An 11870-nucleotide genomic window follows, 5' to 3' on the forward strand; every position below is an offset into this window, starting at 1 on the left:
CCCTTCGCATTTCCGTCGTGTATCCGGCGTTATGCTCGGGCGGTCCTTCCTTCACAGAACGGAGACCGCCGTGAACACCGAATCCCTCGCCGCGTCCCTCTTCCAGCAGTTGCAGCAGGGGCAAGGCCTGCAGCAGGTGTCCCAGCAGCTCGGCCTGGACAGCAGCCAGACCACCCGGGCGGTGGGCAGCGCGCTGCCGCTGCTGCTGGGCGCGATGGGCCAGAACGCCAGTGAGCCGCAGGGCGCGCAGTCACTGCTCAATGCACTCCAGCGCGATCATCTTGGCGGCGGCAGCGGCGGCGGTTTCGACCTCGGCGGCATCCTCGGCGCGGTGATGGGCGGTGGCGGCAGTGGCGCGACCGACGGCGCCGGCATCCTCGGCCATGTGTTCGGCGGCCAGCAGCCGCAGGCGGCCGAACTGCTTGGCCAGAAGACCGGCCTGGACAGCGGCACCACCGGCAAGCTGCTGGCCATCCTCGCTCCCATTGTCATGTCGTTCCTGGCCCAGCGCTTCGCCCAGCAGGGCAATGCCGGCGAACTCAGCTCAGCCCTCGGCCAGGAAACCCAGCACGCCGGCGGCCTCGGCAGCCTGATCGGTGGCGCACTCGACCAGGACGGCGACGGCCAGTTCGGCGCCAGCGACCTGCTCAAGCTCGGTGCCGGCCTGCTCAAGCGCTGATTGCGCACAACGGTCCACGCCCTTCCCGCTGATAGGCCGCCACTATCACATCGGTTGAATCAATCGAATTTACCCATCAGGAGGGAGCGACCTATGGTGGTCAGGCCTCCCCCGATTCCACCTTTCGCCAGTCCACAGGTAGAGATTTATGAAAAGCGAAGCCAAGTGCCCGTTCAACCACGCCGTCGTCGGTGACGCGACGACCAACCGCGACTGGTGGCCTGACCAGCTGCGCGTGGACCTGCTCAACCAGCACTCCAGCCGCTCCAATCCGCTCGATGCGGGCTTCGATTACGCCACGGCCTTCAAGGGTCTGGACTACGCCGCGCTGAAGGCCGACCTGAAGGCGCTGATGACCGATTCGCAGGACTGGTGGCCGGCCGACTTCGGCCACTACGGCGGCCTGTTCGTACGCATGGCCTGGCACAGCGCCGGTACCTACCGCATTGGCGATGGCCGTGGCGGCGGCGGTCGCGGCCAGCAGCGCTTCGCCCCGCTCAACAGCTGGCCGGACAACGTCAGCCTGGACAAGGCGCGCCGCCTGCTGTGGCCGATCAAGCAGAAGTACGGCCAGGCCATCTCCTGGTCCGACCTGCTGATCCTGACCGGCAATGTCGCCCTTGAATCGATGGGCTTCAAGACGCTGGGCTTCGCCGGCGGCCGCCCCGATACCTGGGAACCGGACCAGGATGTGTACTGGGGCCGCGAGACCACCTGGCTGGGCGGCGACGTGCGCTACGCGCATGGCTCTGAAGGCGTGCAGGAAGACCACGGCGTGCTGGTGTCCGATGACGATGCCGACGGCGACGTGCACTCGCGCAAGCTGGAGAACCCTCTGGCCGCCGTGCAGATGGGCCTGATCTACGTGAATCCGGAAGGCCCGGACGGCAACCCCGACCCGGTGCTGGCCGCGCATGACATCCGCGACACCTTCGCCCGCATGGCGATGGACGACGAGGAAACCGTCGCCCTGATCGCCGGCGGCCACAGCTTCGGCAAAACGCACGGCGCCGGCCCGGCCGACAACGTCGGCAAGGAACCGGAAGCTGCCGGACTGGAAAACCAGGGCCTGGGCTGGGCCAACAGCTTTGGCAGCGGCAAGGGCGGTGACACCATCACCAGCGGCCTGGAAGTGACTTGGACACGCACCCCGGCGCAGTGGAGCCACGACTTCTTCGAGATCCTGTTCGGCAACGAATGGGAACTGACCAAGAGCCCGGCCGGTGCCCACCAGTGGGTGGCCAGGAACGCCGACGCGGTCATTCCCGACGCGCACGATCCGTCGAAGAAGCACCGCCCTACCATGCTGACCACCGACCTGGCGCTTTGCATGGACCCGGCCTACGAAAAGGTCTCGCGCAAGTTCCTCGAGAATCCGCAGGCCTTCGCCGATGCCTTCGCCCGCGCCTGGTTCAAGCTGACCCACCGCGACATGGGCCCGCGCGCGCGCTACCTGGGCCCGGAAATCCCGGCCGAGGAATTCATCTGGCAGGATCCGGTGCCGGAAGCGAAGCATCCGCTGATCGACGCCAAGGACATCGCCGCGCTGAAGCAGAAGATCGCCGCAACCGGCCTCAGTGTCGCCGAGCTGGTGTCCACCGCGTGGGCCTCGGCCTCGACCTTCCGTGGCTCGGACAAGCGTGGCGGTGCCAATGGCGCACGCGTCCGCCTGGCCCCGCAGAAGGACTGGGCGGTGAACCAGCCGCAGCAGCTGGCCAAGGTGCTGGCCGCGCTGGAAAAGGTGCAGGCCGAGTTCAATGGCGGCGGCAGCAAGCAGGTGTCGCTGGCCGATCTGATCGTGCTGGCCGGTGGCGTGGGTGTCGAACAGGCCGCCAAGGCCGGTGGCCATGAGGTGAGCGTACCGTTCACCCCGGGCCGCACCGATGCCAGCCAGGAACAGACCGACGTCGAATCGTTTGCGGTGCTGGAACCGGCGGCGGATGGTTTCCGCAATTATCTCAAGGGCGCCTACAGCGTGCCGGGCGAGGCGTTGCTGATCGACAAGGCGCAGCTGCTGACCCTGAGCGCACCGGAGATGACCGCCCTGGTCGGTGGCCTGCGTGTGCTCGGCGCCAATGCCGACGGCGGCAAGCACGGCGTGTTCACCACGCGCCCCGGCACGTTGAGCAACGACTTCTTCGTCAACCTGCTGGACATGGGCACGCAGTGGAAGGCCACCGGCCGCGAGAGCTATGAGGGCCGCGCCCGCGGCGAAGGCAGCGCACGCTGGACCGGCACCCGCGCCGATCTGGTATTCGGTTCCAACGCCGTGCTGCGCGCCCTGGCCGAGGTCTATGCCAGCGCCGATGGCGAGAAGAAGTTCGTGCAGGATTTCATCGCCGCCTGGACGCGGGTGATGGAACTGGACCGCTACGACCTGCACGGTTGAGGTGATCCGGGTGGTCGCCGGGCATGGCCCGGCGACCATGACCCGGTAGATGCCAACCTTGGTTGGCATGCACAGATCCGCCCACCAAGGTGGGCGACTACCAGAGCAATCCCACGGTAGATGCCAACCTTGGTTGGCATGCACAGATCCGCCCACCAAGGTGGGCGACTACCAGAGCAATCCCACGGTAGATGCCAACCTTGGTTGGCACGCGGAGCAGCCGCGGCGGTTTCAACGCGCCCCGTCCTGCAACCGCTGCAGAATCGGCGCAAACAGCGGCGCCTGCATCGACCGTGGCGGCTGTACCGTTTCGCCCTTCTCCACCGCCTGCCAGTACGACCACGGCAGCGCCTTGTCGCCCAGCTCGTAATCCATTCCGTCCCAGCCATCCTCACGGAAGGCATAGAACGCCCAGTGCACCTGCTGCTGCTCGGCCACCGCCAGCACATCGCGCAGGTAGGCCGCGCAATCCGGCCAGCGCCGCATGCAGCCGAACTCGCCGATCACCATCCGGTTGGCGCCGATGCCATGGGTCTTCGCCCAGTGCATCGGCTGCTGCAGGTAACTGCGCACGCGCGACGCATCCCAGCGCTGTTTCCCGGCACCGAACGGTACCGTGGCCGGGTAGCGGTACGGCGTGGCGCGCTTCTGGTTGGGTGCACTGGTCGCCGCGTACGGCTCGTACATGTGCACGCTGTACAGCAGCTTCGTATCGTCCAGCGGCGCGGGCCAGTAATCGAATGCATCAGCCGCCGCATACCAGCCAGCATCCAGCATCAACGGCATGTCCGTGTCCACCGCGCGCACGCTGGCGATCAGCCCGCGGTACAGCACGCGCAGATCACGCGGCCCGTCTTCCACGCTGGCATACCACTGCTGCATCACCGCGCGCGACGCATGCTCGGCCAGCGCAGTGCCGTACTCGGGCGCCGGTTCGTTGATCAGGTTGTAGGCAGCCAAAGCAGGGTGGCCCTTCAGCGCTGTGGCCACATCGTGCCAGAAGCGCTGCGCCGGCAGGTGGTTGTCCATCGACTGCCACAGACGCTGGTCGACCACGTCATTGTTCTTCTGCTTCCAGCGCAGCAGGGGCAGCGACAGCGGCACCAGCACCACCTTCAGGCCCGAGGCATTTGCGTCATCCAGCGCACGGAGCAGGGTCGCCACGTCGGCGGGCACCAGCCCCTGATAGTGATCGGCATCGCCCATCAGGAAGTCGCGGCCGCCGGCACTTTTCCACTTGTCCGGGCTCAGCCGCACCCAAGTTGCGCCGGTGTCACGCAGCGCCTGGAAGTAGGCACGGTCAGGCGGATTCTCGTTGAAGCTGTTGCCACCGCGCTGCGGCGTGTTCCAGAAGGTGATGTCGGCGGCAAACGCCGGGGCGGCGGTGGCGAGGGCCAGGCACAGCAGGCTGCGGCGGAGGAACATGAGGGTCTTCCGTGAAGAGGAAGATCCAACGTGCGGGGTGAAAACCGAATGCTGGCTGACTGCCCGCGAGACAGCGCACGCCGCGCCGCCATGAACCGGTAGATGCAAACCTTGGTTGGCATGCGGCGCGCGACGCCCACCAAGGTGGGCGACTACGGTCAAAGCGCGTCCAGATCACCCAACGCGCGGATCAACCGACGCGCGCGCTTGTCCGGCTTGTGCTCCGGTGGCTGGAATCCATCGCGGGCGGCGATGCGCAGCGCACGCTGCTCGGCACGGCGCGCCTTGGAGGCTTCGCTTTCGGCATACAACTGCTGCGCCACCGGCGCCGGACCGCGCTGGTCGCTGATGCCCAGCACCTGCAGCTCGAAATGCTCCTCGCCGCGGTCCACCTGCAAGTGCTCGCCCACGCGCACCGCGCGCGAGGATTTCGGACGCTGACCAGCCACGGCCACCTTGCCGGTTTCAATGGCCTGCTTGGCCAGGCTGCGGGTCTTGTAGAAACGGGCCGCCCACAACCAGACATCCAGGCGGACACTGGGCGACAGCGGGGAAAGCTCGGACATCGGCAGGTACTACTCCGTGCGCTTGTTCAGGGGTCGCGGGTTGCTGGGATCGGTGCGGCAGCCACTGCCCCCCATCAACGTCGGCGTGCCCGCCAGGTCCTGGCGCTGGTTGCCGACCAAGCACTCAGCGCGGTCGGCGGGCCGCACCTGGGCATCACCCAGCCGGTCACCCGTCGAACATGCGGCCAGCGCGGCCACGATCAAGGCCCCCACGCTGTACCGCGCCATCTGTCGTCGTTGATCCATTGCCACACCCCGCAGACGGGCCTGGTGCTAGTGTGCGCCTCCCGGAAATCGATCACCAGCCCATGGCCAAAGCGCCGCTTGACCTCACCTCCGGCCCCATCGGCCGCAATCTGCTGCTGTTCGCGCTGCCGATCCTGGCGGGCAACATCGCCCAGTCGCTGAACGGTTCGGTGAATGCGGTGTGGGTGGGGCGCTTCCTCGGCGAGGCGGCGCTGACCGCCACGGCCAACGCCAACAACATCATGTTCTTCCTGATCGGTTCGGTGTTCGGCTTCGGCATGGCCTCGACCATTCTGATCGGCCAGGCCATCGGTGCGCGCGACATCGCCCAGGCGCGGCGCGTGGTCGGTACCAGCGCCACCTTCTTCATCGGCCTGTCGGTGATCATCGCCATCGCCGGCTGGTTCCTGGCCCAACCGCTGCTGGCGGCGATGGGCACGCCGGCGGCTTCGCTGCCACTGGCCGAGGCCTACCTGCGCATCATCTTCCTGGCCATGCCCACGCTCTACGCGTTCGCCTTCCTCAGCGCCGCACTGCGCGGTGCCGGTGATTCGCGCACGCCGTTCCGCTTCCTGCTGGTGTCGGTGCTGCTGGACATCGCACTGAACCCGGTGCTGATCTTCGGCCTCGGCCCGCTCCCGGCACTGGGCATCGCCGGCTCGGCGTGGGCCACGCTGGTGTCGCAGACGCTGTCGCTGACCGGCCTGCTGCTGTACATGCGGCGCAAGCGGCACACGCTGTGGCTGGGTCGTGCCGACATGCACCTGTTCAAGCTCGACCTGACCATCCTGCGTGCGCTGGTGGTCAAGGGCGTGCCGATGGGCCTGCAGATGGTGCTGATCTCGCTGTCGGTCATCCTGCTGATGACCATGGTCAACCAGTACGGCACGGCCACTGGCGCCGCCTACGGCGCGTCGCTGCAGCTGTGGAACTACGTGCAGATGCCGGCAATGGCGATCGGTGCGGCGTGTTCGTCGATGGCCGCGCAGAACGTAGGCGCGCAGCGCTGGGACCGCGTCCGCGGCACCGCGCGCAAGGGCATCCTGATCAACTTCCTGCTGACCGGTGCGCTGATCCTGCCGCTGGTGCTGCTGGACCAGTATTCGCTGGCGCTGTTCCTGCCGCAGGGCAGCGAGTCACTGCAGATCGCCCGCCACCTCAACCACATCGTGATCGGATCGTTCCTGTTCTTCGGTGTCAGCTTCGTCATTTCCGGCGTGGTGCGCTCGACCGGCGCGGTCATTCCGCCGCTGCTGATCCTGGCCGCCTCGCTGTGGGGCGTGCGCGTGCCCTTCGCCGAGTTCCTGCAGCCCTACTGGGGCGCAGATGCGATCTGGTGGAGCTTCCCCGCCGGCTCGCTGGTGTCGATGCTGCTGTCGCTGGCGTATTACCGCTGGGGTGGCTGGCGCAAGGCGAAGATGATCACCCCGCCGCCGGCAGAACACCTGGCCACGCCGTCGGAAATTCCGGCGTGCCCGCCGTCACCGGTGGCGGACCCGGATGCCGTGACCCGGTAGCGCCGGGCCATGCCCGGCGAGCGCAGCGGCTGCCAGACATCCGCCGGGCATGGCCCCGCGCTACCGATTCTCCATAGCGCCGTCGTGGTTGGCGGGCCTTGCGCAGCGCGCCGTGGCCGCAGGTCAGGGGCGTGGCGCAGCCGGCAGGTCGCGCCACAACGGCAGACCGCGGCGCAGGCGCATGACCCGCATCACGACCGCCATCAGCAGACCGAACAGTGCGCCGGCGAAGAGCGCGCTGAACACCGCGATTGCAAAAGGCAGGTTGGTGTTACGCCAGACCAGCAGCCACATCAGAACGCCCCAGCCCAGCGCGAACCAGACACCCATCAGCAGCGCGTTGGAGGCCACGCTGGCCAGGATCGGCGGCGGCGCGTTGATGCCCATGCGCCACAGCAGGCGATGCAGTGGCGGTGCTGAGTGTCGGCGCTGCACGCCCGCGGCGTCGAGATGGCGCAGGGCGGCCTGCACCTTGGGCGGGTAACGCTGTTCAACGGTCTTCATGCCGCGAACATAGCGTTGGCCGACGCACAAACGCAAACGGCCGCCCGAAGGCGGCCGTCGCGGCAACAACCGAAGTTGTTTATCAGGCCTTTTCGGCCAGACGTGCAGCCTTGGCGGCGGCAGCGGCAGCCAGATCTTCCTTGATGCGGGCAGCCTTGCCTTCCAGGCCACGCAGGTAGTACAGCTTGCCGGCGCGGACCTTACCACGACGCTTCACTTCGACCGAGTCGATGATGGCGCTGTGGGTCTGGAAGACGCGCTCGACGCCGTAGCCGTGCGAAATCTTGCGGACGGTGAACGAGGAGTTCAGGCCGCCGTTCTTGGTCGCGATGACAACGCCTTCATAGGCCTGCACGCGCTCGCGGGTACCTTCCTTCACCTTCACGTTGACGACAACGGTGTCGCCCTGGCTGAACTTCGGCAGTTCGCGGGTGATCTGGGCGGATTCGAATTCCGCGACGATGGACTTGTTCAGCTTGCTCATGGGTTACACCGATTCTTGTTCGGGTGGGCGTGTCGTGTCGACAACGTAGGCTCATGCAGTCACGGAACTGTGCTGCACGTTTGTTGTGGGTACTGCGCGCGCCAGCCGGGGCTGGCGGGAATTGGCCATGATAGCCGAGAAAGCCAGCCCTGCGCTAGGGGCTGGCCTTCTGTTTGCGGGCCTGGCGGCCCTGGTCCAGCAATTTGCGGTCGGCCTTGCCCAGCGCCTGTTCATCCAGCAGGTCCGGGCGCCGCTCGGCGGTCCGCAGCAGCGACTGCTGGCGGCGCCAGGCGGCGATGGCCGCGTGGTTGCCCGAGCGCAGCACGTCCGGCACGTCACCCAGAGGGTGCTGGGCCGGCTGGCTGTAATGCGGGCAGTCGAGCAGACCGAGTTCACCTTCGAAGCTGTCCTGTGCCGCCGATTCGGCGTCGTTCAGGGCACCTTCCTGCAGGCGTGCCACGGCATCGATGATGACCGCCGCGCCCAGTTCACCACCGGACAGCACGTAATCGCCGAGGGAAATCTCCTCGTCGACATTGGCCTCCAGGAAGCGTTCGTCGATGCCCTCGTAACGGCCGCAGAGCAGGACCATGCGCGGCAATGCCGCCAGTTCCCGCACCTTGGCCTGGGTCAACGGCGCGCCCTGCGGGCTGAGATGGACCACCCGCGCCGGGGTCGGATCCGCATCCCGGATCGCCTGCAGGCAGGCCTGCAGCGGTTCGATCAGCATCACCATGCCCGGGCCACCGCCGAACGGACGGTCGTCCACCCGGCGGTAGTTGCCTTCGGCGAAATCACGGGGATTCCAGCCGTACAGGCTGAAAAGACCCTTCTCCTGCGCGCGCCCGACCACGCCCAGCCCAGCGGACTGGGCGAGGAACTCGGGGAACAGGGTGATGACGTCGAACCGCATGCTCACACTCAGAACTCGGGATCCCAGTCGACCACGACCAGGTTGGCCTCGAAGTCGACCGACTTGACGAAGTCCGGCTGCACGAACGGAATCATCCGCTCGCGATCGCCACGGACCACGACCACATCGTTGGCGCCGGTGCTGAACAGGTGCGAGACCTGGCCCAAGGCAACGCCCTCGGTGGTCTTCACATCCAGGCCTTCCAGGTCGACCCAGTAATACTCGTCGGGCTTCGGCGGCGGCAGCGCGCTACGGGCCACGTAGACCTCGGTGCCGTGCATGGCTTCGACGACATCACGGTCCTCGACGCCAGGGAACCGGGCGACCAGGTGCTTGCCGCTGTCACGGCCACGAGCGCCTTCAAGCGTCGATTCCTGCCCGTTGGGGCTGCGCAGGATCCACGGCTGGTAACGGAAAATGGCGGAACGAGGCTCGGTCCAGGACTCGAGCTTGATTTCGCCGCGCACACCAAAAGCGCCGACAACCCTGCCCAGCAGGATGCGGCGCTCGATATCTTTCATCTTCGTCAACCGAGAGGGCCACGCCGAAGCGTGGCCCTTCAGACTCAGGCCGCAGCGGCCTGGGACTTGGCCGCTTCCTTGATCAGGTTGCGGACCTTTTCGGTCGGCTGGGCGCCGTTCTTGACCCAATGGTCAACGCGGGCCAGGTCCAGCTCGATGCGCTTCTCGCCGCCCTGGGCGACCGGGTTGTAGAAACCAACGCGCTCGATGTTGCGGCCGTCGCGCGCGCTGCGCACGTCGGTCACGATGATGTGGTAGAACGGACGCTTCTTGGCGCCGCCGCGGGTCAGTCGAATCTTGACCATGGTGTTTTTCCTATTGCCCAGTCGCCAGGATGGCGAGGTAAGCGGACGATTATAGCGGCAGAGCGCGGCCGAGCCAAGCCCATGGGTGGCCATCCTTCACGGTAGCGCCAGGCCATGCCCGGCGGGCGGTACCCGGCCCCTGCGCTCACGGGGCATGGCCCCGCGCTACCGCCAGGTCCGGTCGTTCCGAATCTCATCCCACGTCACCCCCGCCAGCACCGCCCTGCCCTGCCCTGTTCAGCCAACGCCATGGTCCGCCTTCACGGTAGCGCCGGGCCATGCCCGGCGGGCGGGATCCGGCCGCTGCGCTCGCGGGGCATGGCCCCGCGCTACCGCCAGGTCGGGTCTTTCCGAATCTCATCCCACGGCACGCCCGCCAGCACCGCCCTGCCCTGTTCAGCCAAGGCCTGCGACCCCGGCAGCACCTGCCCGTCGATGGCCTCCAGCGCCCACAGGCCACTGGCATTGCAGGCGAAGGCCGCCTTCACACCGGCCAGATCAGCCAGCCGCAGCGGCTGCGTGGCCTGCGCGCCCGGCCAGTGCCGCTGCAGCAGCGCCTCGGCGGTCCCGCGCAGGGCCGGTGCCTGCGGCCAGATCAGCCGTTCGCCATCGTGCAGTGCCAGGTTCCAGGTGCTGCCCTCGCTGATCCCGCCCGTGGCCGATACGAACAGCACATCGTCAAAGCCCGCCGCCATCGCCGCGCGACGCTCGGCAAACAGGCCAAACGTGCCCACGTGCTTGATCTGCGGCAGTTCGCGCTGCCAGACCACACTGCGCACGCGCTTCGGTGCGGTCAGCGCCACCGGTGCCGACACCGCCACCAGCACATCCACCGGCACGGCAACCAGCGGATTGCGGAAATCGAAGTGGCGCGAATAGACCGTCACCCGCAGCGAGGCATCGCCCTGCCCTGCCTGCTGCAGCGCCTGCGTCATCCAGCTCTGCACCCGCGCGATATCCAGCTCGCTGCCGAACAGTTCGCGCGTGGCCTGCGACAACCGCGCCAGATGCAGATCCAGCCCCTGCACGGCATGCCCACGCACCTGCATCGAGGTGAAGTGGCCATAGTTGACCAGGGCCGGCAGTAGATCCTCCACCTGTACCGGCCGGCCATTGCAGGACACCGTCATCGCAGCAGCGCCTGCGCCTGTTGCCACATGTCGCGCAGCACGTCGGCGGCGGGTGCTGCCGGTGCCATCCACGCCGATTGCCCGGCCCAGGCCTGCATCGCGGCCAGGCGGTTTTCCTGCGCCGCCTGCTTGCGCATCGGCGCGGTCAGGCCGCGCTGCACCGGGTACGGGCGCGGCGCCGGGGCACCGTCCGCGGCAGCGGCGCGCACATAGGTCGTGGCCAGGCCACGACCCAGGCGGCCACTGAAGGCGCGGGTCGGCCAGGTGTCTTCGGGTTCGGCGGCGGCCAGGCCATCGGCCCAGGCCGAAGCGATCGCCGCTTCCGGCGTGCGCAGGAAGCCGGTGCCGGTCTGCACCGCGCTGGCGCCCAGCGTGAGCGCCGCCGCGATGCCACGACCATCGGCGATGCCACCGGCAGCGATCACCGGAATCTGCAGGTGATCAGCCAGGCGCGGAAGCAGCGCGAACAGGCCCACCAGCTGGCGCTCGGCCAGGCCGGGGTCGAACGCACCGCGATGGCCACCGGCTTCGGCGCCCTGCGCCACCACCGCATCGGCGCCGGCGTCCTGCGCAGCGCGCGCTTCAGCCAGCGTGGTCGCGCAGGCGATCCAGGCGATGCCGGCGTCCTTCAACTGCTGCACGTGGCGCGGCGACAGCACGCCCATGATGGTCGAGGCCACCGCCGGGCGCGCAGCCAACAAGGCAGCGAACTGTTCGTCGAAATCAGCCGGGGTGGCATCGGCGGCACTGGCGGGCACGTCCGGGCCCCATTGGGCGAGGAAGGCGCGGCTGCTAGCTTCGGCGGTGACATCGCGAACGGGCGCCGGATCCGGCAGCCACAGGTTCACCTGCGCCGGGCCAGCGGAAGCAGCGCGGAAATCATCCATCCAGCGGCCGATGTCTGCGGCCGGCGACAGCACCGCGCCCATTGCGCCCATGCTGCCGGCATTGGCCAGCGCAGCCGACAGCGACACCGGGCAGGCACCAGCCATCGGTGCCAGCAGGATCGGAACGGAAACACCGAAGCGCTGGCAGAACGCCTCGGCGCGGGCAGTGACAGCGGACATCAGCGGGGCGGCCTATCGTTTCGGACGGGCCCCCATGGTGCGCGCAGGAGAGGGGTAGCGTCGAGGGTGGGGGGCACGGGCCCCCCCCCCCCAAAAGCACAAGCCACCACAACACACCCCCCCC

13 protein-coding genes are annotated in these 11870 nt (G+C 67.8%); 3 read left to right on the plus strand and 10 right to left on the minus strand.

Going from position 1 to position 11870, the window contains the following annotated elements:
* Nucleotides 1–31 precede the first annotated feature (31 nt).
* Together FJU31_RS13505 and katG are read left to right on the plus strand one after the other, a co-directional pair.
* Nucleotides 32–679, plus strand: a complete 648-nt coding sequence (locus FJU31_RS13505) for a DUF937 domain-containing protein (protein WP_150455212.1) — start codon at nt 32–34, stop codon at nt 677–679.
* Nucleotides 680–827: 148 nt separating this feature from the next.
* The gene (katG, locus tag FJU31_RS13510; RefSeq protein WP_150455213.1) at nt 828–3068 is read left to right on the plus strand and encodes a catalase/peroxidase HPI; all 2241 of its coding nucleotides are present in this window, start codon (nt 828–830) and stop codon (nt 3066–3068) included.
* 231 nt (nt 3069–3299) lie between these two features.
* Here the strand turns inward: katG and FJU31_RS13515 are convergent, their stop codons facing one another.
* The 3 genes from FJU31_RS13515 to FJU31_RS13525 form a co-directional block, all read right to left on the minus strand.
* On the minus strand, nt 3300–4493 hold the full coding sequence (locus FJU31_RS13515) for a glycoside hydrolase family 5 protein (protein ID WP_150455214.1): 1194 nt from the start codon (nt 4491–4493) through the stop codon (nt 3300–3302).
* A 158-nt stretch (nt 4494–4651) separates the two neighbouring features.
* Nucleotides 4652–5059: an RNA-binding S4 domain-containing protein gene (locus FJU31_RS13520; protein WP_150455215.1), complete on the minus strand. Its 408-nt coding sequence runs from the start codon at nt 5057–5059 to the stop codon at nt 4652–4654.
* A 9-nt stretch (nt 5060–5068) separates the two neighbouring features.
* Entirely contained in the window at nt 5069–5305 is a 237-nt protein-coding gene (locus FJU31_RS13525; RefSeq protein WP_150455216.1) for a hypothetical protein, read from the minus strand.
* A gap of 62 nt (nt 5306–5367) precedes the next feature.
* Here FJU31_RS13525 and FJU31_RS13530 point away from each other — a divergent pair, with 62 nt between their 5' ends.
* Nucleotides 5368–6822 carry an MATE family efflux transporter gene (locus FJU31_RS13530; protein WP_150455217.1) on the plus strand — a complete coding sequence of 485 codons (1455 nt, stop codon included), beginning with the start codon at nt 5368–5370 and terminating at the stop codon, nt 6820–6822.
* A gap of 123 nt (nt 6823–6945) precedes the next feature.
* Here the strand turns inward: FJU31_RS13530 and FJU31_RS13535 are convergent, their stop codons facing one another.
* From FJU31_RS13535 to FJU31_RS13565, 7 genes are all read right to left on the minus strand, one after another.
* On the minus strand, nt 6946–7326 hold the full coding sequence (locus FJU31_RS13535; RefSeq protein WP_150455218.1) for a DUF6404 family protein: 381 nt from the start codon (nt 7324–7326) through the stop codon (nt 6946–6948).
* Nucleotides 7327–7408: 82 nt separating this feature from the next.
* Entirely contained in the window at nt 7409–7810 is a 402-nt protein-coding gene (gene rplS / locus FJU31_RS13540; RefSeq protein ID WP_079221128.1) for a 50S ribosomal protein L19, read from the minus strand.
* 154 nt (nt 7811–7964) lie between these two features.
* Nucleotides 7965–8723 (minus strand): tRNA (guanosine(37)-N1)-methyltransferase TrmD, encoded by a 759-nt coding sequence (gene trmD, locus FJU31_RS13545; RefSeq protein WP_150455219.1) that lies wholly within the window; start codon nt 8721–8723, stop codon nt 7965–7967.
* Nucleotides 8724–8731: 8 nt separating this feature from the next.
* The gene (rimM, locus tag FJU31_RS13550) at nt 8732–9244 is read right to left on the minus strand and encodes a ribosome maturation factor RimM (protein ID WP_116863964.1); all 513 of its coding nucleotides are present in this window, start codon (nt 9242–9244) and stop codon (nt 8732–8734) included.
* Between the two features lie 44 nt (nt 9245–9288).
* Nucleotides 9289–9549, minus strand: coding sequence for a 30S ribosomal protein S16 (gene rpsP, locus FJU31_RS13555; protein ID WP_004149033.1), 261 nt, complete (start codon nt 9547–9549; stop codon nt 9289–9291).
* A gap of 329 nt (nt 9550–9878) precedes the next feature.
* Nucleotides 9879–10679, minus strand: coding sequence for an aminotransferase class IV family protein (locus FJU31_RS13560; protein WP_150455220.1), 801 nt, complete (start codon nt 10677–10679; stop codon nt 9879–9881).
* Nucleotides 10676–11746 (minus strand): NAD(P)H-dependent flavin oxidoreductase, encoded by a 1071-nt coding sequence (locus tag FJU31_RS13565; protein WP_150455221.1) that lies wholly within the window; start codon nt 11744–11746, stop codon nt 10676–10678. Before FJU31_RS13565 ends, FJU31_RS13560 begins: the two co-directional genes overlap by 4 nt.
* Between the last annotated feature and the right edge of the window lie 124 nt (nt 11747–11870).

Origin of the sequence: Stenotrophomonas cyclobalanopsidis (assembly GCF_008710035.1) — a bacterium.
Lineage (GTDB): Bacteria > Pseudomonadota > Gammaproteobacteria > Xanthomonadales > Xanthomonadaceae > Stenotrophomonas > Stenotrophomonas cyclobalanopsidis.

What these genes read in the sequence shown, in the direction of transcription:
- FJU31_RS13505 (WP_150455212.1), top strand. Translation starts at nt 32, where the DNA reads ATGCTCGGGCGGTCCTTCCTTCACAGAACGGAGACCGCCGTGAACACC.
- FJU31_RS13565 (WP_150455221.1), bottom strand. Translation starts at nt 11,746, where the DNA reads ATGTCCGCTGTCACTGCCCGCGCCGAGGCGTTCTGCCAGCGCTTCGGT.
- rpsP (WP_004149033.1), bottom strand. Translation starts at nt 9,549, where the DNA reads ATGGTCAAGATTCGACTGACCCGCGGCGGCGCCAAGAAGCGTCCGTTC.
- FJU31_RS13560 (WP_150455220.1), bottom strand. Translation starts at nt 10,679, where the DNA reads ATGACGGTGTCCTGCAATGGCCGGCCGGTACAGGTGGAGGATCTACTG.
- FJU31_RS13515 (WP_150455214.1), bottom strand. Translation starts at nt 4,493, where the DNA reads ATGTTCCTCCGCCGCAGCCTGCTGTGCCTGGCCCTCGCCACCGCCGCC.
- FJU31_RS13525 (WP_150455216.1), bottom strand. Translation starts at nt 5,305, where the DNA reads ATGGATCAACGACGACAGATGGCGCGGTACAGCGTGGGGGCCTTGATC.
- FJU31_RS13520 (WP_150455215.1), bottom strand. Translation starts at nt 5,059, where the DNA reads ATGTCCGAGCTTTCCCCGCTGTCGCCCAGTGTCCGCCTGGATGTCTGG.
- trmD (WP_150455219.1), bottom strand. Translation starts at nt 8,723, where the DNA reads ATGCGGTTCGACGTCATCACCCTGTTCCCCGAGTTCCTCGCCCAGTCC.
- FJU31_RS13535 (WP_150455218.1), bottom strand. Translation starts at nt 7,326, where the DNA reads ATGAAGACCGTTGAACAGCGTTACCCGCCCAAGGTGCAGGCCGCCCTG.
- katG (WP_150455213.1), top strand. Translation starts at nt 828, where the DNA reads ATGAAAAGCGAAGCCAAGTGCCCGTTCAACCACGCCGTCGTCGGTGAC.
- rimM (WP_116863964.1), bottom strand. Translation starts at nt 9,244, where the DNA reads ATGAAAGATATCGAGCGCCGCATCCTGCTGGGCAGGGTTGTCGGCGCT.
- rplS (WP_079221128.1), bottom strand. Translation starts at nt 7,810, where the DNA reads ATGAGCAAGCTGAACAAGTCCATCGTCGCGGAATTCGAATCCGCCCAG.
- FJU31_RS13530 (WP_150455217.1), top strand. Translation starts at nt 5,368, where the DNA reads ATGGCCAAAGCGCCGCTTGACCTCACCTCCGGCCCCATCGGCCGCAAT.